Source organism: Pedobacter sp. MC2016-15 (genome assembly GCF_026239695.1).
Lineage (GTDB): Bacteria > Bacteroidota > Bacteroidia > Sphingobacteriales > Sphingobacteriaceae > Pedobacter.
This window is the reverse complement of record NZ_JAPIVS010000001.1, coordinates 47680-73608: the sequence shown is the minus strand read 5'-3', so window position 1 is coordinate 73608 and position 25929 is coordinate 47680. Positions and strand designations below refer to the sequence as shown.

The following is a 25929-nucleotide window of genomic DNA, read 5'->3' as shown; positions in this document are numbered from 1 at the left end:
GGTTTAAGCAGGCATTATTAATAAGCTATCGGACCATTTTCTCCGCTATGCAGGTTTCTTATATATACTTCATTCATTACAGTAGCACAAACCAGGCCATGCCCGTCTGTAACTTCAATCGGATAGGCTTTCACAAATTTACCATTTTCGTTTAGCGTTGTGATCGCATCCTTCAACATTTCATCAGTGATGGTGATGGTAAAATGCAGGTTCGCGCGTCCCGGCTTCAGGTATTGTATCGTCGCGCTCTTGAGCCATACCCTTACCTTGAAACCCTCGCGCTGCAGCAACTGATCAAACAGGATTGCAAAAAAAGGATCCGTAGCGGCGAAAATCGTACCTCCGAAGATGGAGCCGTTATAATTCCTGTTTAATATACTGCGGTTGATTTTGATATCTGCACCTCTGAACCCTTTATGAAACTTCTTTATCCAAATGCGCTGAAAAAAAAGTGGAGGATAGAAGCGCAGGGCCCATTTTAAAGTTTTTTCTGATACGATCATGGCGTTTAAATATCAGAAAGATAATCCGGATTTTCATCACAACAGGCTCCATGTCATAAAAAAGTTTAAACAATAACTGCCAGGGATTGTTGCTTAACTATAACAAATAGAATAGATTATGAAAAGAACGATTCTAAGTCTTGCTTTCGCAGGTTCCATGTTACTGGCCGCTTCAGCATGCAACTCAACAAAAAATGTGTCAGGATCGTCTGACAGTACAGAAATAGATTCTACATCGATAACTCCCGCGGTTACAGATACGGCAGTTAAAGATACTGCTAAAACCACACCTCCGGATACTACAAAAACACCATAAATACTTTCTCGTATTACAATTACAAAAGGCTGTCTGCGGATGGCCTTTCTTGTTGAAGTGTAAAATTGAAACACATATATCTGCATCCATCCGCCAATAAATGATATAAAACTTAACTTTGGTTACATTTATTCCGTAATCATGTTAAAAGATCAAGTAGTAGAAGCGTACCAGAAAATACAGGATGATATTTGTCAGGCTTTGTCCCTTGCTGATGGCAAAGGCAGGTTTGAAGAAGAAATTTGGACAAGAGAAGGCGGGGGTGGCGGACGCACACGGATCTTTCAGAACGGTAATGTCATTGAAAAGGGTGGAGTAAACTTTTCTGCCGTTTATGGTAAATTGCCGGAAGCGGTAAAGAAAGCTTTCAAAGTGGAAAACGATGAGTTTTTTGCCACAGGAGTTTCCATCGTCATCCATCCATCAAATCCTTTTGTACCCATTATTCATATGAACATCCGTTATTTTGAAATGGATGAACAGACGCGCTGGTTTGGTGGAGGAATTGACCTTACACCACATTATGTGATTGATACCGATGCCCGGTTCTTTCACCATCTGTTAAAGCAGACCTGTGATGAGTTTGATGCCTCATTTTATCCAAAATTCAAGAAACAGGCTGACGATTATTTTTTCATCAAACACAGGGAAGAAACCCGTGGCATAGGCGGAATTTTTTACGACAGGCTGAAACCTGAAAACACGGGGCTCGACTGGGAGCAGCTGTTTAACTTCTCACTGGGAGTGGGCAATACCTTCATATCTATATATACAGAGCTGATCGACAGAAACCGTGATACTGAATTTACAGCCGAAGAGCAGGAGTGGCAGTACCTCAGAAGAAGCCGCTACGTAGAATTTAACCTGGTATACGATTCAGGAACAAAATTCGGGCTGGAAACCAATGGCAGGATAGAATCTATTCTAATGAGCTTACCACCAACAGTTAAATGGGCGTATAACCACAAACCCGCAGAAAGCAGTCCAGAGGCTGAAACTCTCAGCAAGTTGATAAAAGGTATAGACTGGGCTTAATTTTTTTCCACAATACGCTTAAACAGCAATATTTTCTTAAATTCGCAAGGTTATACATTACCTTATTCAAATCGTTTTTATACGAACATTAATTTTTTATGGCAGAAGATTTAGAAAATCAGGAAAACGACAAAGTTATAAAGATAGATATAGACGAGCAGATGAAGTCTGCTTACATCGATTATTCGATGTCTGTAATCGTATCGAGGGCGTTACCTGATGTACGCGATGGATTAAAACCAGTGCACCGTCGTGTACTTTACGGGATGCTTGATCTCGGTTTGGCAAATAACAGACCTTTCAAGAAATCAGCCCGTATCGTCGGAGAAGTACTGGGTAAGTACCACCCGCACGGTGATTCATCAGTATATATGACCATGGTCAGGATGGCTCAGGAATGGAGTTTACGTTACCTGATGGTAGATGGTCAGGGTAACTTTGGCTCTATCGACGGTGACTCTCCGGCAGCAATGCGTTATACCGAAGCAAGATTCCAGAAGATTGCCGAAGATATGCTTGCCGATATCAATAAAGATACGGTAGATTTCCAGCTGAACTTTGACGACTCCCTGCAGGAGCCAACAGTATTACCTTCCAAGGTTCCAAACTTACTGATCAACGGTGCTTCCGGTATTGCTGTAGGTATGGCAACAAATATGCCACCGCACAATATCACTGAAGTAATCAATGCAACAATTGCATATATTGAAAATAATGAGATCACTATTCCTGAACTGATGAAGTTCGTTAAAGGACCGGATTTTCCTACCGGTGCGATAATCTACGGATATAATGGTGTTCAGGAGGCTTTTGAAACCGGTAGAGGACGTATCGTGATGCGCGCCAAAGCGGAAATCGAAACTGTGAAAGACAGGGAGGTGATTATCGTTACCGAAATCCCTTACCAGGTGAACAAGGCGATGATGATTGAGCGTACTGCTGAACTCATCGGAGAGAAGAAAATCGAAGGTATTTCAAACATCAAGGATGAATCCAATAAGGATGGTATCCGTATCGTTTATGAAATTAAACGTGATGCAAATTCTTCTATCGTACTGAATAACCTGTTCAAACAAACTGCGCTGCAAACTTCATTCAGTGTAAACAACATTGCACTGGTAAATGGCAGACCGCAATTGTTGAACCTCAAAGATCTGATCAGACATTTTGTTGACCACAGACATGATGTAATTGTACGCCGTACCAAATTTGAGTTAAATGAAGCTCAGAAACGTGCACATATCCTGGAAGGTTTACTGATTGCTTTAGACCACCTTGACGAAGTAATTAAATTAATCAGGGGATCAGGTACACCTGAGGAAGCAAGAGTTGGTTTGATGGAGCAGTTCGGACTGAGCGATATTCAGGCAAGAGCGATTCTTGACATGACCTTGCGTCGTTTAACAGGACTGGAAAGGGATAAGATCAAAGACGAGTACAACGAGTTAATGAAAACTATCGATTACCTGAACTCTATCTTAGCCGATGAAGGCCTGAGAATGCAGATCATCAAAGATGAACTGACAGAAATGATGGAAAAATACGGTGATGAACGCAGAACTCAGATCGTACACTCCGCAGAAGATATGAGCATGGAAGACTTCATCGAAGATGAAGAAGTGGTAATTACCATTTCCCATGAAGGTTATATCAAACGTACACCTGCTACGGAATACCGTACACAGGCAAGGGGCGGAAAAGGCTCTAAAGGTAGTGATTCAAGAAATGAAGATTTTATTGAGCACCTGCTGATTGCCAGCAACCACAACTATATGTTGTTCTTTACCGAGACAGGACGTTGTTTCTGGCTGAGGGTTTACGAGATCCCTGAAGGATCCCGTTTGAGCAAAGGAAGAGCAATCCAGAATATCATCAATATTCCGAAGGAAGAAAAAATCAAGGCTTATATCAAAGTTAAGAACCTGAAAGATCAGGAATACCTGGAGAATAACTACATTATCATGTGTACCAAAAAAGGAACGATTAAGAAAACTTCACTGGAAGCTTATTCGAGACCTAGGGTAAATGGTATCAATGCAATCAACATCAATGAAGGTGATCAGTTACTGGAAGCAAGTTTAACCAGCGGATCAAGTGAAATTGTGATGGCATTACGTTCAGGCCGTGCGATCAGGTTTAATGAAAGCACTGTTCGTCCGATGGGTAGAACCGCAACAGGTGTAAGAGGTGTTACCTTGGCGCATGATAAAGATGAAGTAGTGGGTATGATCGCAGTAGATGATCCGACTGCTACAGTGATGGTGGTATCTGAAAAAGGTTACGGAAAACGTACTGATATCGAAGATTACCGTGTGACTAACCGTGGTGGTAAAGGGGTCAAAACCATTACGATCACAGAAAAAACAGGTGATCTGATTGCGATTAAGAGCGTTACAGATAATGATGACCTGATGATCATCAACAAGTCTGGTATCGTGATCCGTATCGTATTGAGCCACCTGAGGGTAATCGGCAGAGCTACCCAGGGTGTACGTCTGATCAATTTAAAAGGTAACGATGCAATTGCTTCCGTAGCCAAAATTGAACATGAGGACGATCCTGAAGAAGAAGTTTCTGAAGATGTACTGATCACTGGTGCAACTGATGCACTTCCTGAAGAAGGAGAAGCAGCCCTTGGCGAAGAAGCTGAAGCAGAGGAGGAAGAAGAAGAAGGAGAGGATGATGCTACAGAAGATGACGACGCTGCTGAAGAAGAAAATTAAAGTTAATTAGTGAATACAAAACCCGTAAAACCTGCAGGAGACCGAGAAAATCAAAACAATTCTCAGCTCAGGCAGGTTTTATAATTAATTAAAAAACCAACCCATATGAAAAAAGTACTTTTAAGTATGTTATTTATAGGTGCTGCCACCTATGTTGCGAATGCTCAAAAGAGTGAAGTTTCAAAAGCTAAAAATGCCTGGGCATTAGCAAAATTTGCTACTGCAAACACACCACTTGATGCTACCCTGAAATCTCTTGGAGAAGGCTTAAAGAATACTGACAACGCTATCGCCAATGAAAAATCTAAAGAAATGCCTGAAGCATGGTCTTACAGAGCATTGTTCGCTTCAAGAATCTCTTTTGTAGATTCACTGAATGTTGAAAATGCAGTGGCAAATGGAAAAATTGCTGAAGAAGCGATTACCAAAGCTAAAGCTTTAGATACAAAAGGAGGGGAGAAGGAAAACATTCTTGAGGCAGAGACTACACTGGCAAACGCCCTTAGAAACAGAGCTATCTTCGCTTACAATAAAAAGGACTTCAAAAATGCATTAGTATATTTCAACGAGGTTACTGCTAAAAATCCTCAGGATACATCTACGTTTGTAAACGCTGGTGTAACTGCGAAACAAATTGAAGACTATCCTCAGATGATCACCAACTTCAATAAAGCGATTGATTTAGGGTACAAGGACAGCGAAGCTTTATACAGCGAAGTGATTTCAACTACTTTTGAAAAAGTAAAAGATACAGTAGCTGGTACTGCCTTATTGGAAAAAGCAGCTGCTAAATATCCTGAAAACCCATATTTCGTGGGTATGCAGACAGATTTATTTATCAAACAGGGTAATATCGCCAAATCTCAGGAGATGTTAGGTAAACTGATTGCTAAAGATCCTAAAAATGCTGCTTACCAGTATGCAATGGGTGATACCTATTACAAACAAGCTTTAGATCTGCAGGGAAAAAGAAATGCAATCGACGCTAAAAAGAAAAAAGAGTTTGATGCGATCACAGCTAAAATGACTGGTTTTATCGACCAGGCTTTACCATACTACAAAAAAGCGTATGAGCTTGATCCAACGAAAATGGTTTCAGCTTTAGAGAACCTGAAAATCATTTACGCGTTCAAAAATGACACGCCAAACTACGAAGCAACTAAGAAATTGTTAGATGCTGCTAAAAAATAATCAAAATCGGTGATTTTAAAAGAGGGATAAATTTTATCCCTCTTTTTTTTTGTATAAATTTGTCGTTAAGCCATAAAGCATATGATTGATAAAAAACTTGTTATTTCTGCCGCATTTTTCATGATAGTTAGTTCTCAGCAAATGTTTGCGCAAAAGACGCAATTGCTGATTGCCAGAAACAGTGTTGGAAAACTGCAGGCAGCCATTGCAAATAAAAAAGATCAGCAGGCTAAAATGGCAATTCTGAATGAAGGTATCAAAGCCAGCGAACTTACGGCTGCTGATTCTAAAACAAAAAAATATCTCGAAACCTGGGCAATCAAGTCTTACCTGAGTTCATATATCGCACTGCTTGATTCTGACCGTAACAACTCAAATAAATATTACGATCTCACGATCAAAGCAATTGACACTGCAAAGAGATTTGAAAACTTCGAGGATAATTCCGGATTAATTGCAGCAGCTACTTATAACGTCAATATCAAGAAACAGCAAAAAGGAAATGTAGCCTATGCAGAAAAGGACTTTGCTGCAGCTTATACTTTTCTGAAAGAGGTCAGCGATTTCTTTCCTAAAGATACCATCCTGGCTATCAATGCGGCACTGAGTGCTGAAGGCAGTAAAAATGAAAATGCTGCTTTTGATTATTTTAAAAGAGCCAAAGATAACGGGGTGAGAAATCCTGTGGTTTTCCAGCGACTGGCTAATATTTATAAGAACAGACAGGATAATGAGCGGGCAATCAAAACGCTGGAAGAAGGATTGAGCCTCAACCAGTATAATACATTGCTTAACAATGATTACATCAATTTGCTGCTGGATAACGAGAAATATACTGAGGCCAGACAAGTACTGGAAGGAACTTTGAAAGTTGAAACCAGAAGTAAACTTTTGTATTATCTCTATGGATACCTGCACCAGAAAAATGCCAACATGGGCACTGCAGAACTGGCTTACAATAAATCATTGGCCATTGATAAAAATTACTTCGATGCTTTGTATCAATTAGGATTGGTTTACATCAATCTTGGTAATGACGCATTGGTGCCGGAGCGCAGAGATATTCCTAAATATTCTTCACTGATCAATCGTGCTGAAGTAATTCTGGTACAGGCGCATGATGTCAAACCTAAAGACAAAGCGACGATCAACCTGCTGATAGAAATCTATACCCGCAAAAACAGATTTGACAGGGTTCAGGAATTGAAAGCCCAGTTAGACGAATTTTAATCCATTAATTTTCAAGCTGTTCATACCTCTGAGAAGAGGTGTATAAAATCGTACTTAACATAATATTAATTATGATATTAATATTATCATACGCCGATGGAGAGTATTTGGTATTGATTTGCTAATTTTACTGCTCTTTAAAACTAAATATGGCCTCTCAGAAAAAATCAGCAATCGGGTTTATCTTTATCACATTATTAATTGATTTTACCGGTTTCGGAATTATTATTCCTGTATTGCCCAGACTAATTGAAGAACTCACCGGTAGTGGTATCAGTACGGCAGCGGTATACGGCGGCTGGCTCACCATTTCTTACTCCGCGATGCAGTTTGTCGGTGCACCAGTACTTGGTGGTCTGAGCGACAGATTTGGACGCAGGCCAATTTTACTGGCATCATTACTTGGGCTCGGACTGGACTATGTATTTCTGGCCTTTGCGCCAACAATCGCCTGGTTGTTTGTAGGCCGTATCATCGCAGGGATTACCGGTGCAAGTTTTACCACTGCAATGGCTTACATTGCCGACGTCAGCGAGCCCGAAAAACGTGCCCAGAACTTTGGAATGGTTGGTGCCGCATTTGGCATTGGCTTTATCGTGGGTCCTGTGGTTGGTGGTTTATTCAGTCATTTTGGTTTGAGGATTCCATTCCTGATTTCTGCAGGATTAGCGCTGATCAACTGGCTCTACGGATATTTTGTCCTTCCAGAATCGCTCGCTAAGGAAAACAGACGGGCGTTCGACTGGAAACGGGCAAATCCTCTTGGGGCACTGTTACACATCAAAAAATACCCTGCACTGGCGGGATTGCTGGTGGCCTTGTTTCTGCTATATATCGCGAGTCATTCCGTACAATCAAGCTGGACCTACTATACGATGGAAAAATTCAACTGGAATGAAGCGATGGTTGGTTATTCGTTGGGTTTTGTGGGCGTTTTAGTAGGAATTGTACAGGGTGGCCTTATCCGGATCATCATTCCAAAAGTTGGCCAGGTGAAAGCCGTATTTTACGGTCTGGTTCTTTATATTGTAGGTTTTGTACTGTTCGCTTTTGCCAATAAGAGCTGGATGATGTTTGCCTTTACACTTCCATATTGTCTTGCGGGGATCTTTGGTCCGGCTATGCAGGGACTGCTTTCAAACGATGTACCTTCAAATGAACAAGGTGAACTACAGGGTGTTACTGCCGGATTAATGAGTTTATCCGCGATCATTGGTCCGCTGATCATGACCAACCTTTTTGCGTACTTTACCAGTAATAGAAGTTCGGTATATTTTCCGGGTGCGCCCTTTATTCTATCTGCAGTACTCACCATCGTCGGACTGATTATTTGCTCCAGGTCTTTAAAGAAATACCATTCCTGAAATTGATTGAACATTTTTTAAAATTCGGTCAGATTATTGATCAGAATTTTGACAGATCACAACAGTAACCAACCCAATAGCATATTTTGAGCATCGCCAGTAATGAGTAACCGTCAGATCCGAACTATACAAGATTTTTTGTTGAGCACCTATTTCGCTGACGGACTACGGATCACAATCGGGGTGCTCTTCCCCTCTCTGATCCTCGCTCAGTTTGGAATGTTAAAATTTGGGATGACACTTTCCCTTGGCGCTTTATGTGTGAGCGTTGTAGATACGCCCGGTCCAAGTGTACACCGCAGAAATGCCATGCTGGTAACCTCAGCACTGATCACACTGATCTCTGTGATTGTCGGCCTCACCAATAAAAATCCCTACTTCATAGCGGTGCTGCTGGTTACCTGCAGCTTTATATTCTCTATGTTTTTTCTCTACGGCACACGTGCAGCTTCCATTGGTACCGCCGTATTGCTGATCATGGTATTAAGTATTGATGATGTCAGGCCCTGGAAAGATGTCCTGATCTATTCCGGATTGGTTTTCCTGGGCAGTATCTGGTATTCTTTCCTGAGCTTCTTCTTTTATCAGCTCAGGCCATACCGGGTGGTTCAACAGGCACTGAGTGAATCCATACATGAGCTCAGTGGTTTTTTAAGGGCTAAAGCTAAGTTTTATCATGAGAATACCGACTACGATGCCAATTATGCAGAACTGCTGCAGCATCAGGTTCAGGTACATGAGAAACAGGATGCTGTACGCGAACTGCTTTTTAAAACACGCGAAATCGTCAAAGAATCTACTCCGGAAGGCCGCTTTTTACTGCTGGTTTTTGTAGATACTGTCGACTTGTATGAACAGGTCATGTCTACGTATTACGATTATCAGCATCTCCATGAGCAATTTGATGCATCGGGTATCCTGGTGCATTATGAAAAAGTGATCAACAGGATCGCTACAGAGCTGGATGAAATCGCCTTTTCCCTGAAAACAGGAGGAACCCCTCTCCCGCCATCTGTTCTGATCGACCAGGTGCAAAGGCTTAAAGAAGCCATTCTGAGTCTCGAAAAGGAGAATACTGATGGTAAATACAATACACTCGGAATCATTGCACTCAAAAATATTGAAGTGAATATTGAGAACATCCTCAGCAGGGTGAAAACGATCAACAGTTATTTCAATAAGAGTGAGAAAAAGAATCTGAAGAAACGTGAAATTGAGACTGAGCGTTTTGTGAGCAGACAGCCTATCGATATCAAGTTATTCAATGATAACCTCACTTTTAGTTCCGCAACCTTCAGGCATTCCTTAAGGGTAGCCATCGCGATGATCATCGGTTTTATCGTCGCCAGAATGCTGGATTCGTCCCATAGCTACTGGATCTTGTTAACCATCCTGGTGATCTCCAAACCCGGCTTCAGTCTCACCAAGCAACGAAACTACGAACGTCTTTTTGGAACCATCATCGGTGCTTTCATAGGCATGGGCATACTGTTGTATATCAACGATAAAAATACCCTGTTTTTTATCCTGTTATTCTGTATGATCGGGGCTTACAGTTTTCAGCGGAAAAACTATGTGGTCAGCGTGTTATTCATGACACCCTATATCCTGGTGCTGTTTGATTTTCTCGGTATGGGTAGTCTCTCCATCGCCAAAGAGAGGATTTATGATACCCTGATCGGTTCAGGAATAGCATTACTGAGCAGTTATACTTTGTTTCCTAACTGGGAACACCAGAACGTCAAGGAAGCCATGCTCAATACCCTGCGTGCAAACATGGCTTATTTCCAGGAAGTGACGCTGCTGTATTTTGCTACAGAACAAAACCTGACGAATTATAAGCTGGCACGGAAAGAAGTATATGTAACCTCAGCGAACTTATCATCAATCTTCCAGAGGATGTTTTCTGAGCCCAAGAGCAAGCAGAAGCTGATGAAAGAAATGCACCAGTTTACAGCGCTGAATCACCTCCTGTCTTCTTATATCGCCACGCTTTCCCTATACAATAAGGAACACGCATTTTTCTTTTCAACACCTGATGAGCTAAAGCCGATAGCCAACAATACCCTCTATCTGTTAAACCTTTCCGCAGAGTTCCTTATTACCCCCAAAGAAGAACAGAGTAATGTTCCACTGATCAAAAGTGTAAATGATGATAAAAAGCTGCTGAACAACAATGAAGCGCTGGTGATCGAACAGTTCGACCTCATCCAGAAAGTAGCGTATGATATTTACAAACTGAGCGAAAAGATCAAACTATAAGCCCTCCCCTTACAGCAATAACTTGCTGGCGAGCCCAAGTAGTAGCATAAATCCGAAAACGTCTGTAAAGGTGGTGATAATGATCGATGAAGCGATTGCCGGGTCTATCCCTACCCTTTTCAGGATCAGTGGTATCCCCGCTCCAGTCACGCCTGCAATCAGCAGGTTTCCGGTCATGGCAAGGAAGATCACGACACCCAGTAAAGGATTAGCGTCAAAACACAGCGCAAAAACGAATACGATCAGACCTGTAACAGCACCATTGATCAATCCTACGGTAAATTCTTTGAGGACAGTTCGGTAAGCCTGATTATCCGTGAGATCGTACAGTGAGATCCTGCGCACAGTAACCGCAAGTGCCTGAGTGGCTGCATTACCACCCATACCGGCAATAATGGTCATGTATGCCGACAGCACTGCTATCTTTGCAATTGTGGGTTCAAAATAACGCACCACTGCTGATGCCAGGAAGGCTGTTCCCAAGTTGATGATCAGCCAGGGCAGCCTTGATTTCACCGCTTCCTGCCAATTACCGCTCAGTTCCTCTTCTTCGGATACCCCGGATATCTTCAGAATGTCCTCGGTGTTTTCTGCCTCGAGTACGTCGATCACGTCATCAAATGTAACCTTGCCCAGCAACTTCATCTGATGATCCAGTACCGGGATACTGGTAATATTATACTGGGAAATTAATCCGGCAACTTCCTCCTGATCCGTATCAGGGCTCACCCAGGCCACATCAGACTTGACCAACTCGGTAATCTGCACATTTCCCTTCGCCTTGATGATATCTTTCAGCGATACTATTCCCTGGAAAACATTGTTATCATCTACCACAAAAATGGTGTAAAACTCCTCGATCTCTTCGCTCTGGCGAATGATCTCGTCTATGGCATCTTTTTTTGTAAGTTTTAAATGGATACTGATGAACTCCGTATTCATGAGTCCACCCGCCGTATCCTCGTCGTAGCTCAGCAGGTTACGGATATGCGAAGCATCATCTTCACTCAGATCGCTGAGGATCTCCTTCTGCTCATGCTCTTCCATCTGGGAGATAATGTCCGTGGCATCATCATAGTCCAGCTCTTCAACGATTTCCGTACGTTTATCCGGGTGTAGCTGCAGCAAAAGCTCTTCGGGATGCGTTTCTTCGTGCATCTCGGAAAGGATTTCCGAAGCCGTTTCTACGGGCAGCAGGTTAATGATACGCTGGCGGTCATCCTGCGTCAGACTCTCAAACAAAATCGCGATTTCGGACGCGTGATATTCATCCAAAATTACAGCCAGCTGGCTATCGCTTCCGGTTAGTGCAGATTTTAACTTGGTTACATCTGTGCGGTTGAGTTCATAGGATTGCATGCAGCGCTAAGATAAGGATATTTTCTCTTTTAAGTCCCCTGGCTTTTACTTAAACCAGCCACGTCGCCAAAAATAGATCACTTGTACCACGGCAATAAGTCCCATAACAACCATCGTGTACAGGTAGCCATGAGGCTCATACAATTCGGGCATATTCAGCGGCATCAGTTTACCCGTCACCGGATCCCGGTCGGCAAAGTTCATCCCGTATATCCCGGCGATAAAGGTCAGTGGAATAAAAATAGATGAGATGATCGTCAGTACCTTCATGATTTCATTCATCCGGTTACTGATCAGGGATAAGTACATATCTATATTACTGGCAGAAATCTCTTTGAGTGACTCCACGATATCGATGATCTGTATACAATGATCATACGCATCCCTCACATACAGTTTGGTCTGATCGGTAATCAGCGGACTGTCGCTACGCAGGATATCGTTGAGTTTATCCCGCTCCGGCCATGTTACCCTCCTCATACTGATCAGGTTTCTTTTAATCAGCTGAGTATCATACATGATAGATTTGTCAGGTTTCTCCAGTAAGCGGTCTTCGATCTGATCCAGCTCTTCAGTCCATGTACCCAGGATCTCGAAATAGGTATCCACGATGATATCCATGATGGCATACATGATATAACTGCTTCCGGCCAGCCGGATATTGCCTTTACCTGCTTCCAGGCGCTGTCTAACAGGTCCGAGGCAGTCGGCATAACTCTCTTTAAAAGTAAACAGCGCATTGTCGGTCAGGATAAATGAAAGCTGGTCATTTTCAAGACAATTGTTTTCATCCATCATCAGCATTCTGCTCACAGCAAACACATAACCGTCATACTCGTCCAACTTTGGGCGCTGGTAAGTGACAGTAATATCTTCCAGTACCAGCTTGTTGATGTGCAGATCACGGCCAAGAATTTCAAACATCTCTGCATTATCGAATCCCTTGATATCTATCCAAAAGGTATAATTCTTATCTTCCAGAATCTTTGCAATATCATTCAGGTTTTCCAGTTTCCTGCTTTTATAACTTTTGTCATTAAACTGGTATAAGGTAATCCTGGGTTTGAGTGCATTCTCATCGATATACACCAGTCCCGGACTGGTACCCGCCTTACGCACGTTATAGTTTTGTTTCTTCTTTTGTGATCTGCTTCTTTTATTCATAAACTAGAGATAGTTTTTAGCCTGCGGGCCCTGGTTGAATAACAAATCCACTATGCTCATGTTTGGTAAAAATCCAGCCCGGTCTTCAAAAACCTGATGGTATGGTTTCACTGGTAAAACCAGCTCCGGAGTCTTAAAATGAAGTTTAGTACGGTAATCGAGTTCCGCCGGCAGCTCCTTGATATACTCAGTCGTAAACTCAATTTCAGGAGTCTTTTTTAACTGCTTAAAGATCCATTGCAGTATTTCTAAATTGTAATCAAACAGGAAATCAAATTTTTTCTGGTAGAAAGGTGCCAGTTCATCCTCATAATATTCAAAGTAAGGAGAATTGCGGTAGCAGCTTTCAAGGCTCAGCCAGTGCAGGCGCTGCCATTTAAAATCATAACTGATCTTAACATCTTTAACTTTGGTATGGTATTTAGAACCCTTAATTACTGGCAAAAACAGATCCAGAGGGCCATTTGGCGAGTATATCCGCGTTCTGTTGCGGTAAGTTTGTTTGGGGAAATGCTCCTCCCTTTCAATCAGAAACTGATCCTCCACTGCATTGATTGCAGAGAAATAACTGACCGGGGGAAGATAAAAAAGTGGAAATATAGCAGAATTGTGCATTGGTTAATTTATGTTTGCATTTTCAATACAGGCAAAATAATGATAAAAAAAGGCTATCTCCTAGTGTTAAATGTTTTTATATGTCTTAAACCAGTGTATAAATCCTAATGTTAGAACCAAGTGTAGCCGTTGTTATCCTGAACTGGAATGGTAAAGATCTGTTGTCCCGCTTCCTGCCGGGCATCCTGCAATCCGATTACAGCCGGCTGGAAGTGATCGTTGGCGACAACGCCTCTACTGATGATTCTGTAAATTTTGTCCGGGAACATTTCCCTGCGGTACGCATCGTACAGAACGATCACAATTACGGTTTTGCAGAGGGTTACAACAGAGTGATGGCTCATGTAGAAGCCGATTATTATATCCTGCTCAATTCCGACGTTGAAGTTCCGCAAAACTGGATCAGACCCATCATACAGGCGATGGAAGCCGATCCTCAGATTGCTGCTGCACAACCAAAAATCAAGTGGTACAGCGATAAATCAAAGTTTGAATACGCGGGTGCTGCCGGTGGTTTTATGGACAGGGATGGCTTTTCGTTTTGCAGGGGAAGATTGTTTGACCAGATTGAAACTGACCATGGTCAGTATAACGATCAGCGGGAAGTATTCTGGGCCAGTGGCGCTGCATTTTTTATCAAACATCAGCAATGGATTGAAAGTGGTGGTCTGGATCCTGATCTGTTTGCCCACATGGAAGAGATTGATCTGTGCTGGCGGCTGAAAAACCTGGGTTATAAGGTGATTTATTGCCCCGAGGCTGAGGTGTACCACATTGGTGGTGGAACGCTGGCCGCAAACAGCCCTTTTAAGGTGTTCCTCAACTTCAGGAACAACCTCATTATCATGCAGAAAAACCTGCCCTTTGGCGAAGCCGTATGGGGGATTTTCTTCAGGATGTGTATGGACTTCATTGCACTCATCCAGTTTCTGATGAAAGGAGAATACAAATTTGCAGGCGCCGTGAATAAAGCGCATTATCAGTTTGTGAAAAGCATGCGCCGTACAGCTTCAAAGAGAGGACACCAGCAAATCCCCTACACCAAACTTACCGGAGTATATCACTCCAGTATCGTATGGCAGTTTTTTATCAGGGGCATCAGAAAGTTTAGCCAGCTAACAGATTTTCGATAGCCAGACGGTATCCGTCCATTCCAAATCCCGTCAGTACACCCTTGCAGTTTCTGCCACTCAATGAGGTATGCCTGAATTCTTCACGTGCGTAGATATTTGAGATATGAACTTCAATTACCGGGGTTTTGATCCCTGCAATTGCATCTGCGATCGCGACAGAAGTATGTGTATATGCGCCCATGTTGATGACAATACCATCATAGGAAAAGCCCACTTCATGCAGCTTGTTAATGAGCTCACCTTCTACATTACTCTGGTAATATTCCAGTTCGGCAGTGCCGGCATAACGTGTTGTCAATTCGGTATAATAATCCTCGAAACTCTGGTTGCCATAGATTCCGGGTTCTCTTTTGCCCAGGAGATTTAAGTTTGGTCCGTTAATAATTTGTATCTTCATCCACCCAAACTTAATCTTTAAAAACAACATTTAAAATTTTCTGTGAATAAATACCCTCATCATCTGTCGTTCAAAAACTTTCTGAAACTGGAAAGAGGATTGTCGGGAAACTCTGTAGAGGCCTACCTCAATGATGTGGACAAGCTGGCTCAATATTATGAAGTACAACGTAAGGACTTCGTAATTAAAGATATAAAGGACAGTGATTTATACGGATTTGTAACCTGGCTGAATGAGCTGGGTATGTTGCCAAATACGCAGGCAAGGGTAATTTCAGGACTAAAGTCTTTTTTTGGTTTTCTGATGCTCGAAGGACTGATTGATGTAGATCCTTCTGAACAGCTGGAAGCCCCAAAGCTGAACAGAAAGTTGCCTGATGTACTGAATGTTGTAGAGATCAATGAACTGATTGCTGCCATTGATGCTTCCAAATCAGAAGGCATGCGCAGCAAAGCTATCGTCGAAGTTTTGTATGGGTGTGGACTTAGAGTAACGGAACTGATTACCTTGCGGATCTCAGACCTCAATGCGGCACAGGGATATATCAAAGTGACCGGTAAAGGCAACAAAGAGCGTATAGTGCCCATTGGGGAGACTGCCCTTAAATTTATTGACATTTATCTTCATGAGATTCGCGCCCAGCAGGATATCAAAAAGGGAAATGAGGATTATATTTTTTTAAACCGGCTGGGCACACGCCTTTCCAGGATATCAGTGTTTACGATGATCAAGGCTCTTGCCGGAGAAATAGGATTGAAAAAAAGTATCAGTCCCCATACCTTCCGTCATTCCTTTGCTACCCATCTCATTGAAGGGGGTGCCGATCTGAGGGCAGTTCAGGAAATGCTCGGACACTCCAGTATTACCACTACCGAAGTTTATACACATCTGGACAGGGATTATCTAAAAGGTATCATCACCGATTTTCATCCCCGTACTTAAACTGCAGTTCAGCTATTTGAGCTGGCAGCGGATCATCCGGTCTTTACCCTGCATATCTTTCCTTAACTCGATATCGATAAACCCTTTACCTTCCAGCATTTCTATCATTTCCTTACCCAAATACTCATTGATTTCAAAAAAGAGATAGCCTGATGTTTCTAAATGACTGAGGGCGAAATCTGCTATACTTTTATAAAATATCAATGGATCCTCCTCCGTGACAAAAAGAGCCAGCTCAGGTTCATAGGCCAGTACGTTCCGGTGCATTTCCAGGCGTTCTTTCGGGGTAATATAAGGCGGATTACTAACGATCAGATCATAGCTGTCAATACTGCTATATTTGAGAATATCAATTTGAATAAAATTGATATCAGTCCCATTTAAAGATGCATTCTCCTGCGCAACCTGCAAAGCATCGCGTGATACGTCGAGAGCGTTTGCATGACTAGCAGGCATTTTCTTTTTCAGCGTGATCGCAATACAACCGCTACCTGTACCTACATCCAGAAAACTGCTAAACTTTCGCGTTGCTGCGCTTTCCAGAATCCAGTGTACAAGCTCTTCGGTTTCCGGACGGGGAATCAATACCGAACTGCTAACCATAAATTTAAGACCGTAAAACCAGGCTTCAGCAAAAATATGCTGTACTGGTCTGCCCTCTTTTAATTCACGAAGTATATTTTGATAGCTACCCTCCTGCTCCACGCTCACCGCTTGTGCCGCCTGCAGCGGTATCATTGCCCTGCTGAGCCCTGAAACATACTCCGCTGTCATGTAAAACAATTGCCGGGCTTCCTGTGCATCATACAGCGGGCTCAGTTCAGCAATAAATTCGTGTTCAAATTGTTTCAGTGTCATTGCCCGCAAAAGTAATTAATAATGTTGCATGTCTATGTTTGAAATATTTCAACATCTCATAAATTGAAGGTACTTTTGCATTTATGAGTGATGAATTATTCATGAAACGCTGTCTCGAATTGGCAGAAATGGGGAACGGCAGTGTAAGTCCGAATCCTATGGTTGGCTGTGTGATCGTTACTGAAGGAAAAATTATTGGCGAAGGCTATCACCGGAAATATGGAGAGGCACATGCTGAAGTAAATGCCGTAAATGCAGTGCTGGCCACTTACGGCGATGCGGCAGCGGAGCTTTTAAAAAAAGCAACCGTTTATGTTAGTCTTGAACCATGCGCTCATTTTGGTAAAACTCCACCCTGTGCAGATCTGCTGGTTCGTCATCAGGTGAAAAAAGTGGTCATCTGTAACAGAGATCCCTTCCCTGACGTAGATGGGAAAGGCATTGGCAAGCTGCAGGCAGCGGGAATTACGGTTGTGCATGGGGTATTAGCCGACAAAGGTTTACAGCTGAACCGTCGTTTTTTTACGAGAATCACGCAGCAGCGTCCCTATATCATACTGAAGTGGGCTAGAACAGCAAATGGATATTTTGCACCAAAAAATAGTACACAGCAATGGATCAGTGGCCCCCTGGCCAAGAAGCTGGTACACCAGTGGCGTACGGAAGAAGATGCAGTGCTGGTTGGTAAACAGACAGCTATTGCAGACAACCCACAGCTGAATGCCAGGGAATGGACCGGCAAAGATCCGGTAAGGATCCTGGTAGACCGGCAGCTGCAGGTGCCGGAGCATAACCACCTGTACAGTGCAGGTGCTAAAACTGTGATTCTGAATGAAATCAAAACTGACTTAGCCGGCAATATCTATTTTATATCGATGGAAGATATGCAATTCTATCTGCCACAGAAAATAGCTTATCAGTTGTACCTGATGGATATTCAGTCTGTAATTATTGAAGGTGGCGCCAATATTCTGAACCAGTTTATTGCTGCCGGACTGTGGGATGAGGCTCGGGTATTCAATTCAAAAAACAACTGGGATACAGGCATATACTCGCCCCAAATCAACGGAAAGATCAGCTCGGTAACAGAGGTTGATCAGGACCTTTTAACCATTTATGAAAACATCAGGAATTAATGATATATATATTTTTGAGTATCTGCTGCAGCGTGACTGTAGCCGTGCTGCTTAAACTGGCGAGAAGATATCAGATCAATGTTTTGCAGGCTGTCATGTGGAATTACCTGGCGGCAATCCTCCTGAGTTTCGTCTTTTTCAGACCAGCCATAGCGACTCTTGTTATAGTCCCTCCCGTATTAACACTGGTGCTGGGCGTGTTGTTGCCGGTACTGTTTCTGGTGCTTGCCGCCTCCGTAAGAAACATAGGTATTGTAAAAACTGATATCGCACAGCGGTTATCTCTCTTTATTCCCATTCTTGCCGCATTGTTCCTCTTCGGGGAAAAATTCAGTACATTCAGAATTGCCGGACTAATTCTGGGATTCGTCGCTATATTCTTAACATTATTCCGAAAATCAGCTCCCAGGTCTGAGAAATTCAGCTATCTCTACCCTGTCCTGGTATTCGTTGGCTTCGGAATCATCGATGTGATCTTTAAGCAGTTGGCGTTGGACCTGTCTATACCCTATACAAGTGCGCTTCTCATCGTCTTTTGTATCTCCTTTATTGTAGCAATGCTGATTCTATTGTACACTGTGACCGTTAAAAAACAGAAAGTGCAGCTGATCAATTTCGCCTGCGGGATTGTACTGGGCTGTTTCAACTTTGGCAATATCCTGTTTTATATGAAGGCGCACCGCGCGATGTCAGGGAATCCCTCAACTGTTTTTGCCGCAATGAACATGGGTGTGATCGTGCTGGGCAGCCTCGTGGGCATCCTGCTCTTCAGAGAAAAAGTGAGCAAAGTCAATTACATTGGAATCGCCCTCGCACTGGCAGCCATTCTCTTTATCACATTATCCCAGGCAAATGCTGTTTGACGATACTTACAAAACGATTGAAAAACCTGCTGAAGGGTTGTTTATAGACAAGGGAAGCAAATTTTTGGCTTTTGCTTATCCTATGAACTCAGAAGCAGAGCTGAAACCAATACTCACTGCCCTGCGTGCGGAACATACCAAGGCAAACCACTTTTGCTATGCATACCGGCTGAGTCCTGACCGTAATGTTTTCCGCGTCAATGATGATGGCGAACCTTCAGGTACCGCAGGCAGGCCGATATTAAACACCCTTTTATCTGCAGATGTCACCAATATCCTGATTGTTGTAGTCCGTTATTTTGGCGGTACACTGCTTGGAGTGCCGGGTTTAATCAATGCCTATAAATCTGCTGCTGCTGAAGCGCTCTCTGCTGCAGAAATCAGCGAAAAAACAATCAACGACAGATATGAACTTCGTTTCGGCTACCTGATGATGAACGATGTCATGCGATTGATTAAAGAAGAACAGCTGAATATCATCACACAGCAGTTCGACAATGATTGCAGCATTGTATTTGAAGTGAGAAAGGCTCAACTGAACAAAGTACTGCAGAGAATAGAAAAGCAGGAAGGAATTAACGTAAAATATCTCCCCCAATGACAAAAACCAGAAACTTTTTCCTGATTCTTCTATTAGGTTCACTTACGGCATTAGGCCCGTTTTCAATCGATATGTACCTGCCGGGATTTCCTGCAATCGCCGCAGACCTCCATACGACTGTTGCCAAGGTCTCTTTATCCCTATCGGGATTTTTTATCGGGATTAGCGTAGGGCAGCTACTTTACGGTCCGCTGCTTGATCGTTTTGGCAGGAAGATACCCTTGTATATTGGCCTCAGCGTCTATATCCTCGCATCTATAGGCTGTGCCTATGCCTCAACTATTGATATGCTGATTATACTAAGGTGTGTACAGGCTATAGGCAGCTGCGCGGCAGCGGTTGCTTCAATTGCCATGGTTAGGGATTTGTTTCCTGTATCAGAAAATGCGAAAGTATTTGCTCTCCTGATGCTCGTTGTAGGTGTATCTCCCATGATCGCACCCACAGTTGGCGGATACGTAACCACAGCCTTTGGATGGCACTCGGTATTTATTGTGCTCATGTTACTTGGCCTCATCAACCTGCTGGCGAGTATCTTTGGTTTACCAAGCAGCTATCAGCCAGATAAAAGTATTTCCCTAAAGCCAAAGCCAATCCTGAAAAACTTTTGGGAAGTACTTACAGAGCCTCAGTTTTATACTTATGCCCTCACCGGTGCAGTGGCCTTCTCAGGACTTTTTGCCTATGTAGCAGGCTCTCCCTTACTTTTCATGGATATTTTTGCTGTTAAAGAAGAAACCTACGGCTGGATTTTCGCCTTTTTATCGATCGGCCTGATTGGCGCCAGTCAGGTAAACACCATGCTGCTCAAAAAGTACAGCAGCGAGCAACTGATCTTTGCAGCCTTGATCTGCCAGGGAATAACTGGTCTGGTTTTTCTTGCAGGAAGTTTTAACGGCTGGTTTGGATTACCGGCAACGATATTTTTACTGTTTGTATTTCTGAGCTGCCTAGGCATTGCCAGTCCGAATACCTCTGCCTTGTCGCTCGCTCCCTTTACAAAGAATGCCGGCAGTGCCTCCGCGCTGATGGGTGCTATCCAAATGGGACTTGGTACGCTGGCCTCCATTGGAGTGAGTATGTTTGACACCCGCTCTTCGCTACCCCTGGTAGCCATCATGGCTTCTACCTCCTTAGTGGCGCTGACAATCCTGTATTTCGGCCGGAAAACTATCAAAACAAAGGTTGAAGCCAGTAAAGACGGGGCTGTCGCTTTTCATTAGGTTTAAGCATGCTGCCGGGTTGAGTCATCATTAAATTGTAGTTCTTTCAAAAAACACCAAACAAAAAAAGCGGGCAGGTGTTCAATTTAGAGATCAATTGAAAAGATATGTTCAGGACAATAAAGCATAAAATAACCATGTCAGCAGCAAATAAGTTGCTGGAGACAAATAAGAATGAGACGTTAAGCACTGCAAAAAGAGTCATTTCAATAGTTGCCGGTGCCTATATTTTTCAACGGGGACTAAGGAGTGTTAAAAGACACCCTGTAACCAGTATACAGGAGGCTATATTGGGTGTATTTCTGATTTATGACGCCATAAACGGCATAAAGGAAACATATCCCACACGACCAACTGAAGCGGCACAGATCCGCAGAAACCAGATTCAGGGAAATGATCCCGCGAGTCCTACACCCGCATTTGTATAACCTTTTGTCTCATATTACTGATAAAGAGAAGTGACATCCATCTCCAACAAAAGATGAATGTTGCTACTCTTTTCTTTTTTAGATGTTTATCATGACTAATCCTTCCCTGCCTGATATAACTTTTTGAGTTCCGTAAAATAATCACATAAATCAGTCAGTCCTTCTTTTAATATCGTGGCATAGTTGTACTGAACCATTTGCCGCTCAGTCCAGCTGAAAAATTCCGACAAATCATCCAGTATGTCAAGCAGCCTAATGATTAGCCTGTTAATCTCCTGGATATATCTGAATAAAAATATAGTGGTATGATCACCGAATATCAGCATATCTACAGCGGCCCTGGCTTTGATCCGTTCGATTTCACATTTGATGAAAGCAGAATTTCTGAATTCGATGAGCAGAAAATTTGGAGATTCCAATCTTTCAGTAAGATACTTCAGCAGACCCAGCTCACATAAACTTTCGGCCAAATAATAATATAGCATAATTATGGAAATAGAGTTGGATTAAAATTCTGTCTTAGCGCTCTTAACCTGAGCTTCTTTACTGCCCCATCCCTGATCTGTCTTACCCTCTCCTTACTCAAACAGAGTTGCCTTCCAATCTCTTCCAGCGACATGGGAATTTTGCCGGTTAAACCAAAATGCATCTTTATAATATTTCCGTCCCTTTCAGATAAACACCTCAGCATCGTTGCGATATCATAGGCCTGATCCATGCGGTAAAAGTGGTGATCAGGAGTAGTCATATCTCCGGCAATCGTATCCAGCAATGGCGTTTTCGAATCAGCGTTCAGCCCATTGTCAAGATGTAATGTCCTGGGCGCACTGCAGAGGTGATTTTTTAGTCTGGGCTCCGCCATACTCATCCCATCGGCAATTTCTCCCTGAGTGGGCTGTCGTTCCAGCTGCTGCTCCAGTAAGACCGAGGCTTTATTAATGTGATTGATTGAATTGATAATGTTCAATGGCAACCGGATAATCCGGGTTTGTTCGGAGATCGCAAGAATGATCGTCTGCCTGATCCACCATACGGCAAAGGAAATGAATTTGAATCCTTTGGTATGATCAAATCTGACTGCCGCCTTGATCAGTCCAAGATTACCCTCATTAATCAGGTCGCCCAGACTCAGTCCGTTATGCTGATATTTCTTGGCTACAGAAACGACAAATCTCAGGTTGGAGCTGACTAATCTATGCAGCGCAGCCTGATCTCCTTCCCTGATTTTTTTTGCCAGCCTTATTTCTTCATCGACATTTAATAAGGGGATTTTCGCAATTTCAGTGAGGTACCTGTGGATTGAATCCGTACCTCTTTCCGTGATTGTTGGATTTAGCTTTAATTCTCTCATTTCAAATAATAGTTACACAAATCTTTGCAATAATTACGATAAAAGAAAGAAGATCCTCAAAAACTGAAAATATATTCGATTGTAAAGTCAGAACTGATATAATCCCTTGGTTTCACTAGACATATATGTGCAAAATGCGAATAATTTTCATCCATAGGTTAATTGTCTAATTACAGATTAAATTAGAGCCCTAACCAAAATAAAAAAACATGAAAAATGAACTGAGTGATGTAGAAAAAGACATTCTGAGGATTGTTCACAAAGATGGAGACATGGGCTATAAGCAAATTGGCGGGATAGTCTACCGCAGTCAAAGTTCTGTAAGTAAGTATATAAGGATTCTTAAAGAAAATAAAGTAATTCTGCGTACTACTGCACAACTGGATCCTTCGTCTGTAGGTATCTATGCAGTTGGCCATCTTTACATCAAAACTTGTATATCTATGGACGAGCTGAAGGCCAAATTACTTCCAATTTTACAAGTATGTTCCTGTACCAGCATTAGCGGAACAACTAATGTGAGGGTAAAGGTGGCAACACAGGACAGTAAATCATTTGACAGGGTCAAAGAAAGCATTGCCCGGATTCCAAGGGTCTGTGTGATGCGTGTTGAAATGGAATTGGATGAAGTGATCCCGGACAGAGGCTTTACCTTCTAAAAACACCCTCGGGCTTCCCCAAACTCAACGCCTCCTGCAGGGGAAGCCCGATGTTGGTTTCTTGCTCAGAAACGGTACTTTCCCGTGAAAAACATTAAGTTTGCATCTTAATTACAGAAGATGTTGAAAAGGATACCCTCCTATATTGGCTTGTTTTTTATCTATGCACTTTCCCTACTGCCATTACCGGTACTATATGTCTTCGCAACAATCCTTTACTGGGTCCTCTATTATATTACGGGATACCGCAGGAAAGTGGTCAGCACCAATTTGAGAAATGCTTTCCCGGAAAAAACAGATGAAGAAATCAATCAGATCGAAAAACGGTATTTTAAATATCTCTCCGTGCTGATCTTCGAGATCGTCAAGATGTCTACGATATCAAAAAAAGAACTTCAGCGTCGTTTTACCTTTACAAACGTAGAGCAACTCAATGCATATGCAGCAAAGGGTATCAGTGTAGTAGCGTGTTCTGCGCATTACGGAAACTGGGAATGGGGTACCGTCTCCCTTGGATTAAGTTATTCAGGAGATACCTACCCTATTTATAAACCACTTTCCAGCAAAGCATTTGACCAGTGGTTTAACCATATCAGAAGCCGGTTCGGAAACAAGCTGATTGCCATGCGACAAACCTACAGGGCGCTCACAGAAACAAAAAATACAGCTACCATGTTCCTGTTTGGTAATGACCAGGCCCCTCCAAAGAACGAATCTCATGAATGGATGACCTTCCTGAACCAGCAGACATCATTTCAACAGGGCATGGAGAAGATCGCTATAAAAATCAACAGACCAGTGTTTTATCTGAAAGTAAATGTACTTAAAAAAGGGTATTACCAGGTAGAGTGTGTTCCTCTTTGTCTCAATCCCGCTGAAAGTACTCAGCAGGAAATAACAGCGCTGCACGTCAGCCTATTGGAAACCATTATCCGGGAAAAACCCGAATACTGGTTATGGAGTCATAAGAGATGGAAACATCAGCCTAATCAGTAACCTGAAGGTTCAGTACGTCTGTTGTCTGATTTCTGATGGATGAAGCCAGTTTTGCATCTTCACTTAGCGCTTTTCCATAAGAAGGGATCATCTCTTTCAGTTTGGATTTCCATTCTGAAGTGTTCATCTTGTCTTTGAAACAGCGTTCCATTAAGGTCACCATGATCGAAACCGCAGTTGAAGCACCCGGAGAAGCACCCAGCAAGGCAGCAATTGAACCATCCGCTGCAGTTACCACCTCAGTTCCGAATTCAAGAATCCCACCATGTTCAGCATGTTTCTTGATCACCTGTACACGCTGACCAGCAGTTTCCAGTTCCCAGTCTTCGATAACAGCTTCCGGCAGATATTCCCTTAAAGCATCCATACGGTCTTCGGGCGACTGCCTTACCTGATCAATCAGGTATTTGGTGAGTGGTATATTGTCAAGACCTGCAGCAATCATGGGTCTGATGTTGTTTACTTTGATAGATAATGGAAGATCCAGCAATGATCCGTTTTTCAGGAATCTTGTAGAAAATCCTGCGTATGGACCAAACAAAAGCGCTTTTTTGCCATCAATCATCCTGGTATCCAGGTGAGGGACAGACATTGGCGGTGCACCAACTGATGCCTTACCATATACTTTTGCATGATGACGTTCAATCACTTGAGGGTTCACACATTTGAGCCACTGACCACTTACAGGGAAGCCACCAAAACCTTTACCTTCCGGGATATCAGATTTTTCCAGCAATGGCAATGAACCACCACCAGCACCAATAAATACAAATTTTGCTTTTACAGTTCTCTTCTCACCCGTTTCCTGGTCTTTGATTTTCACTTCCCAGATACCGTTTTTCTGCTTCAGCCTGCGTACTTCCTTATTGAATTCCATATCCACATCAGGTTTGGTCATCAATGTATTGAGCATCATCCTCGTTAAGGCTCCAAAATTAACATCGGTACCCAGCAGCATTCTTGTTGCAGCAACTTTTTCTTCAGGATTTCTGCCATTCATTACCAGCGGCATCCATTCCTGCAGCTGTTTCGCATCTTCAGAATAAGTCATGCCCTGGAACAATTCGCATTCCATCAATTTGGTATATCGTTTTTTCAGGAAGTCGACATTATTCTCTCCCCAGACAAAACTCATGTGCGGAATACTTTTGATAAAAGACTCCGGAGCACCAACGAGATTATTCTGTACCAGGAAAGACCAGAATTGTTTTGATACTTCAAAAGATTCGGCAATGGCTACAGCTTTTTTTGTTTCCACTGATCCATCTGCCAGCTGAGGTGTATAATTTAACTCACAAAAAGCTGAGTGTCCTGTGCCGGCGTTATTCCAGGCATCCGAGCTCTCTGCGGCAGCAACATCGAGCCGTTCAAAAATCTCTATGCTTAATTCCGGTGACAGCTCTTTTAAAAGTACGCCAAGTGTCGCACTCATAATGCCTGCACCAATTAACACTACATCAACTACTTTATTTGAATCAATATTTTTACTGCTCATGAAGGGAAGATCATTTATTCTTATATGTCGGCCACAAAATTAATATAATGACGCATAGTTGGGCCTAAAATTTCTATTTTATGCG

25 protein-coding genes are annotated in these 25929 nt (G+C 42.7%); 16 read left to right on the top strand and 9 right to left on the bottom strand.

Annotated elements, in window-relative coordinates:
• Nucleotides 1–17: 17 nt before the first annotated feature.
• Entirely contained in the window at nucleotides 18–503 is a 486-nt protein-coding gene (locus OQY15_RS00350) for a DUF4442 domain-containing protein (RefSeq protein ID WP_265786368.1), read from the bottom strand.
• A 118-nt stretch (nucleotides 504–621) separates the two neighbouring features.
• Here OQY15_RS00350 and OQY15_RS00345 point away from each other — a divergent pair, with 118 nt between their 5' ends.
• The 7 genes from OQY15_RS00345 (at nucleotide 622) to OQY15_RS00315 (ending at nucleotide 10624) form a co-directional block, all read left to right on the top strand.
• Nucleotides 622–819 (top strand): coproporphyrinogen III oxidase, encoded by a 198-nt coding sequence (locus tag OQY15_RS00345; protein ID WP_265786366.1) that lies wholly within the window; start codon nucleotides 622–624, stop codon nucleotides 817–819.
• A 138-nt stretch (nucleotides 820–957) separates the two neighbouring features.
• Nucleotides 958–1854 (top strand): oxygen-dependent coproporphyrinogen oxidase, encoded by an 897-nt coding sequence (gene hemF / locus OQY15_RS00340; protein ID WP_265788344.1) that lies wholly within the window; start codon nucleotides 958–960, stop codon nucleotides 1852–1854.
• Between the two features lie 98 nt (nucleotides 1855–1952).
• A complete protein-coding gene (gene gyrA / locus OQY15_RS00335; protein WP_265786364.1) occupies nucleotides 1953–4577 on the top strand; it encodes a DNA gyrase subunit A in 2625 nt (874 codons plus the stop codon).
• A 105-nt stretch (nucleotides 4578–4682) separates the two neighbouring features.
• Complete coding sequence (locus OQY15_RS00330) at nucleotides 4683–5768, top strand: tetratricopeptide repeat protein (protein WP_265786362.1); 1086 nt, start codon at nucleotides 4683–4685, stop codon at nucleotides 5766–5768.
• Between the two features lie 120 nt (nucleotides 5769–5888).
• Nucleotides 5889–6998 carry a hypothetical protein gene (locus tag OQY15_RS00325; RefSeq protein WP_265786360.1) on the top strand — a complete coding sequence of 370 codons (1110 nt, stop codon included), beginning with the start codon at nucleotides 5889–5891 and terminating at the stop codon, nucleotides 6996–6998.
• Between the two features lie 149 nt (nucleotides 6999–7147).
• Nucleotides 7148–8362 (top strand): TCR/Tet family MFS transporter, encoded by a 1215-nt coding sequence (locus OQY15_RS00320; RefSeq protein WP_265786358.1) that lies wholly within the window; start codon nucleotides 7148–7150, stop codon nucleotides 8360–8362.
• Between the two features lie 141 nt (nucleotides 8363–8503).
• Entirely contained in the window at nucleotides 8504–10624 is a 2121-nt protein-coding gene (locus OQY15_RS00315; RefSeq protein WP_265786356.1) for an FUSC family membrane protein, read from the top strand.
• A gap of 9 nt (nucleotides 10625–10633) precedes the next feature.
• Here OQY15_RS00315 and mgtE read toward each other — a convergent pair whose 3' ends face one another.
• From mgtE to OQY15_RS00300, 3 genes are read right to left on the bottom strand one after another with little or no spacing between them, the layout of a single operon-like run.
• A complete protein-coding gene (gene mgtE, locus OQY15_RS00310) occupies nucleotides 10634–11983 on the bottom strand; it encodes a magnesium transporter (RefSeq protein ID WP_265786354.1) in 1350 nt (449 codons plus the stop codon).
• A 45-nt stretch (nucleotides 11984–12028) separates the two neighbouring features.
• Nucleotides 12029–13147 carry a magnesium/cobalt transporter CorA gene (gene corA, locus OQY15_RS00305; protein WP_265786352.1) on the bottom strand — a complete coding sequence of 373 codons (1119 nt, stop codon included), beginning with the start codon at nucleotides 13145–13147 and terminating at the stop codon, nucleotides 12029–12031.
• Between the two features lie 3 nt (nucleotides 13148–13150).
• Nucleotides 13151–13762: a WbqC family protein gene (locus tag OQY15_RS00300; RefSeq protein WP_265786350.1), complete on the bottom strand. Its 612-nt coding sequence runs from the start codon at nucleotides 13760–13762 to the stop codon at nucleotides 13151–13153.
• A 107-nt stretch (nucleotides 13763–13869) separates the two neighbouring features.
• Here OQY15_RS00300 and OQY15_RS00295 point away from each other — a divergent pair, with 107 nt between their 5' ends.
• Nucleotides 13870–14895 carry a glycosyltransferase family 2 protein gene (locus OQY15_RS00295; RefSeq protein WP_265786349.1) on the top strand — a complete coding sequence of 342 codons (1026 nt, stop codon included), beginning with the start codon at nucleotides 13870–13872 and terminating at the stop codon, nucleotides 14893–14895.
• Here OQY15_RS00295 and aroQ read toward each other — a convergent pair.
• A complete protein-coding gene (gene aroQ, locus OQY15_RS00290) occupies nucleotides 14870–15292 on the bottom strand; it encodes a type II 3-dehydroquinate dehydratase (protein WP_265786348.1) in 423 nt (140 codons plus the stop codon). The genes OQY15_RS00295 and aroQ overlap by 26 nt on opposite strands.
• 42 nt (nucleotides 15293–15334) lie before the next feature.
• Between aroQ and xerD the strand changes: the two genes are divergently transcribed.
• Nucleotides 15335–16234: a site-specific tyrosine recombinase XerD gene (xerD, locus tag OQY15_RS00285; protein WP_265786347.1), complete on the top strand. Its 900-nt coding sequence runs from the start codon at nucleotides 15335–15337 to the stop codon at nucleotides 16232–16234.
• 12 nt (nucleotides 16235–16246) lie between these two features.
• On the opposite strand, the gene prmC is transcribed toward xerD, so the two are convergent.
• Nucleotides 16247–17092 carry a peptide chain release factor N(5)-glutamine methyltransferase gene (gene prmC, locus OQY15_RS00280; RefSeq protein ID WP_265786346.1) on the bottom strand — a complete coding sequence of 282 codons (846 nt, stop codon included), beginning with the start codon at nucleotides 17090–17092 and terminating at the stop codon, nucleotides 16247–16249.
• 83 nt (nucleotides 17093–17175) lie between these two features.
• On the opposite strand from prmC, the gene ribD reads away from it, so the two are divergent.
• The 5 genes from ribD (at nucleotide 17176) to OQY15_RS00255 (ending at nucleotide 21343) form a co-directional block, all read left to right on the top strand.
• Nucleotides 17176–18228: a bifunctional diaminohydroxyphosphoribosylaminopyrimidine deaminase/5-amino-6-(5-phosphoribosylamino)uracil reductase RibD gene (ribD, locus tag OQY15_RS00275; protein WP_265786345.1), complete on the top strand. Its 1053-nt coding sequence runs from the start codon at nucleotides 17176–17178 to the stop codon at nucleotides 18226–18228.
• Nucleotides 18228–19091: a DMT family transporter gene (locus tag OQY15_RS00270; protein ID WP_265786344.1), complete on the top strand. Its 864-nt coding sequence runs from the start codon at nucleotides 18228–18230 to the stop codon at nucleotides 19089–19091. Before ribD ends, OQY15_RS00270 begins: the two co-directional genes overlap by 1 nt.
• Entirely contained in the window at nucleotides 19081–19692 is a 612-nt protein-coding gene (locus tag OQY15_RS00265) for a YigZ family protein (protein ID WP_265786343.1), read from the top strand. The genes OQY15_RS00270 and OQY15_RS00265 overlap by 11 nt, the downstream gene beginning before the upstream one ends.
• A complete protein-coding gene (locus OQY15_RS00260; RefSeq protein WP_265786342.1) occupies nucleotides 19689–20915 on the top strand; it encodes a multidrug effflux MFS transporter in 1227 nt (408 codons plus the stop codon). Before OQY15_RS00265 ends, OQY15_RS00260 begins: the two co-directional genes overlap by 4 nt.
• A 137-nt stretch (nucleotides 20916–21052) precedes the next feature.
• The gene (locus OQY15_RS00255) at nucleotides 21053–21343 is read left to right on the top strand and encodes a hypothetical protein (protein ID WP_265786341.1); all 291 of its coding nucleotides are present in this window, start codon (nucleotides 21053–21055) and stop codon (nucleotides 21341–21343) included.
• 95 nt (nucleotides 21344–21438) lie between these two features.
• Here the strand turns inward: OQY15_RS00255 and OQY15_RS00250 are convergent, their stop codons facing one another.
• Entirely contained in the window at nucleotides 21439–21828 is a 390-nt protein-coding gene (locus OQY15_RS00250; protein ID WP_265786340.1) for a hypothetical protein, read from the bottom strand.
• 2 nt (nucleotides 21829–21830) lie between these two features.
• Nucleotides 21831–22694, bottom strand: a complete 864-nt coding sequence (locus tag OQY15_RS00245; protein WP_265786339.1) for an RNA polymerase sigma factor RpoD/SigA — start codon at nucleotides 22692–22694, stop codon at nucleotides 21831–21833.
• A 209-nt stretch (nucleotides 22695–22903) separates the two neighbouring features.
• On the opposite strand from OQY15_RS00245, the gene OQY15_RS00240 reads away from it, so the two are divergent.
• Together OQY15_RS00240 and OQY15_RS00235 are read left to right on the top strand one after the other, a co-directional pair.
• A complete protein-coding gene (locus tag OQY15_RS00240) occupies nucleotides 22904–23353 on the top strand; it encodes an Lrp/AsnC family transcriptional regulator (RefSeq protein WP_265786338.1) in 450 nt (149 codons plus the stop codon).
• 120 nt (nucleotides 23354–23473) lie between these two features.
• Nucleotides 23474–24349 carry a lysophospholipid acyltransferase family protein gene (locus tag OQY15_RS00235; RefSeq protein WP_265786337.1) on the top strand — a complete coding sequence of 292 codons (876 nt, stop codon included), beginning with the start codon at nucleotides 23474–23476 and terminating at the stop codon, nucleotides 24347–24349.
• Here the strand turns inward: OQY15_RS00235 and OQY15_RS00230 are convergent.
• Nucleotides 24339–25844 carry a malate:quinone oxidoreductase gene (locus OQY15_RS00230; RefSeq protein WP_265786336.1) on the bottom strand — a complete coding sequence of 502 codons (1506 nt, stop codon included), beginning with the start codon at nucleotides 25842–25844 and terminating at the stop codon, nucleotides 24339–24341. The two genes, OQY15_RS00235 and OQY15_RS00230, sit on opposite strands and share 11 nt — an antisense overlap.
• Between the last annotated feature and the right edge of the window lie 85 nt (nucleotides 25845–25929).

Excerpts from the sequence above, each read along its gene's own strand:
- OQY15_RS00350 (WP_265786368.1), bottom strand. The coding sequence starts at position 503 with ATGATCGTATCAGAAAAAACTTTAAAATGGGCCCTGCGCTTCTATCCT.
- OQY15_RS00295 (WP_265786349.1), top strand. The coding sequence starts at position 13,870 with ATGTTAGAACCAAGTGTAGCCGTTGTTATCCTGAACTGGAATGGTAAA.
- gyrA (WP_265786364.1), top strand. The coding sequence starts at position 1,953 with ATGGCAGAAGATTTAGAAAATCAGGAAAACGACAAAGTTATAAAGATA.
- OQY15_RS00255 (WP_265786341.1), top strand. The coding sequence starts at position 21,053 with ATGTCAGCAGCAAATAAGTTGCTGGAGACAAATAAGAATGAGACGTTA.
- OQY15_RS00325 (WP_265786360.1), top strand. The coding sequence starts at position 5,889 with ATGATAGTTAGTTCTCAGCAAATGTTTGCGCAAAAGACGCAATTGCTG.
- OQY15_RS00235 (WP_265786337.1), top strand. The coding sequence starts at position 23,474 with ATGTTGAAAAGGATACCCTCCTATATTGGCTTGTTTTTTATCTATGCA.
- OQY15_RS00240 (WP_265786338.1), top strand. The coding sequence starts at position 22,904 with ATGAAAAATGAACTGAGTGATGTAGAAAAAGACATTCTGAGGATTGTT.
- OQY15_RS00320 (WP_265786358.1), top strand. The coding sequence starts at position 7,148 with ATGGCCTCTCAGAAAAAATCAGCAATCGGGTTTATCTTTATCACATTA.
- OQY15_RS00265 (WP_265786343.1), top strand. The coding sequence starts at position 19,081 with ATGCTGTTTGACGATACTTACAAAACGATTGAAAAACCTGCTGAAGGG.
- OQY15_RS00260 (WP_265786342.1), top strand. The coding sequence starts at position 19,689 with ATGACAAAAACCAGAAACTTTTTCCTGATTCTTCTATTAGGTTCACTT.
- ribD (WP_265786345.1), top strand. The coding sequence starts at position 17,176 with ATGAGTGATGAATTATTCATGAAACGCTGTCTCGAATTGGCAGAAATG.
- aroQ (WP_265786348.1), bottom strand. The coding sequence starts at position 15,292 with ATGAAGATACAAATTATTAACGGACCAAACTTAAATCTCCTGGGCAAA.
- OQY15_RS00245 (WP_265786339.1), bottom strand. The coding sequence starts at position 22,694 with ATGAGAGAATTAAAGCTAAATCCAACAATCACGGAAAGAGGTACGGAT.
- OQY15_RS00330 (WP_265786362.1), top strand. The coding sequence starts at position 4,683 with ATGAAAAAAGTACTTTTAAGTATGTTATTTATAGGTGCTGCCACCTAT.
- OQY15_RS00345 (WP_265786366.1), top strand. The coding sequence starts at position 622 with ATGAAAAGAACGATTCTAAGTCTTGCTTTCGCAGGTTCCATGTTACTG.
- mgtE (WP_265786354.1), bottom strand. The coding sequence starts at position 11,983 with ATGCAATCCTATGAACTCAACCGCACAGATGTAACCAAGTTAAAATCT.
- OQY15_RS00230 (WP_265786336.1), bottom strand. The coding sequence starts at position 25,844 with ATGAGCAGTAAAAATATTGATTCAAATAAAGTAGTTGATGTAGTGTTA.
- OQY15_RS00270 (WP_265786344.1), top strand. The coding sequence starts at position 18,228 with ATGATATATATATTTTTGAGTATCTGCTGCAGCGTGACTGTAGCCGTG.
- OQY15_RS00250 (WP_265786340.1), bottom strand. The coding sequence starts at position 21,828 with ATGCTATATTATTATTTGGCCGAAAGTTTATGTGAGCTGGGTCTGCTG.
- corA (WP_265786352.1), bottom strand. The coding sequence starts at position 13,147 with ATGAATAAAAGAAGCAGATCACAAAAGAAGAAACAAAACTATAACGTG.
- prmC (WP_265786346.1), bottom strand. The coding sequence starts at position 17,092 with ATGACACTGAAACAATTTGAACACGAATTTATTGCTGAACTGAGCCCG.
- OQY15_RS00300 (WP_265786350.1), bottom strand. The coding sequence starts at position 13,762 with ATGCACAATTCTGCTATATTTCCACTTTTTTATCTTCCCCCGGTCAGT.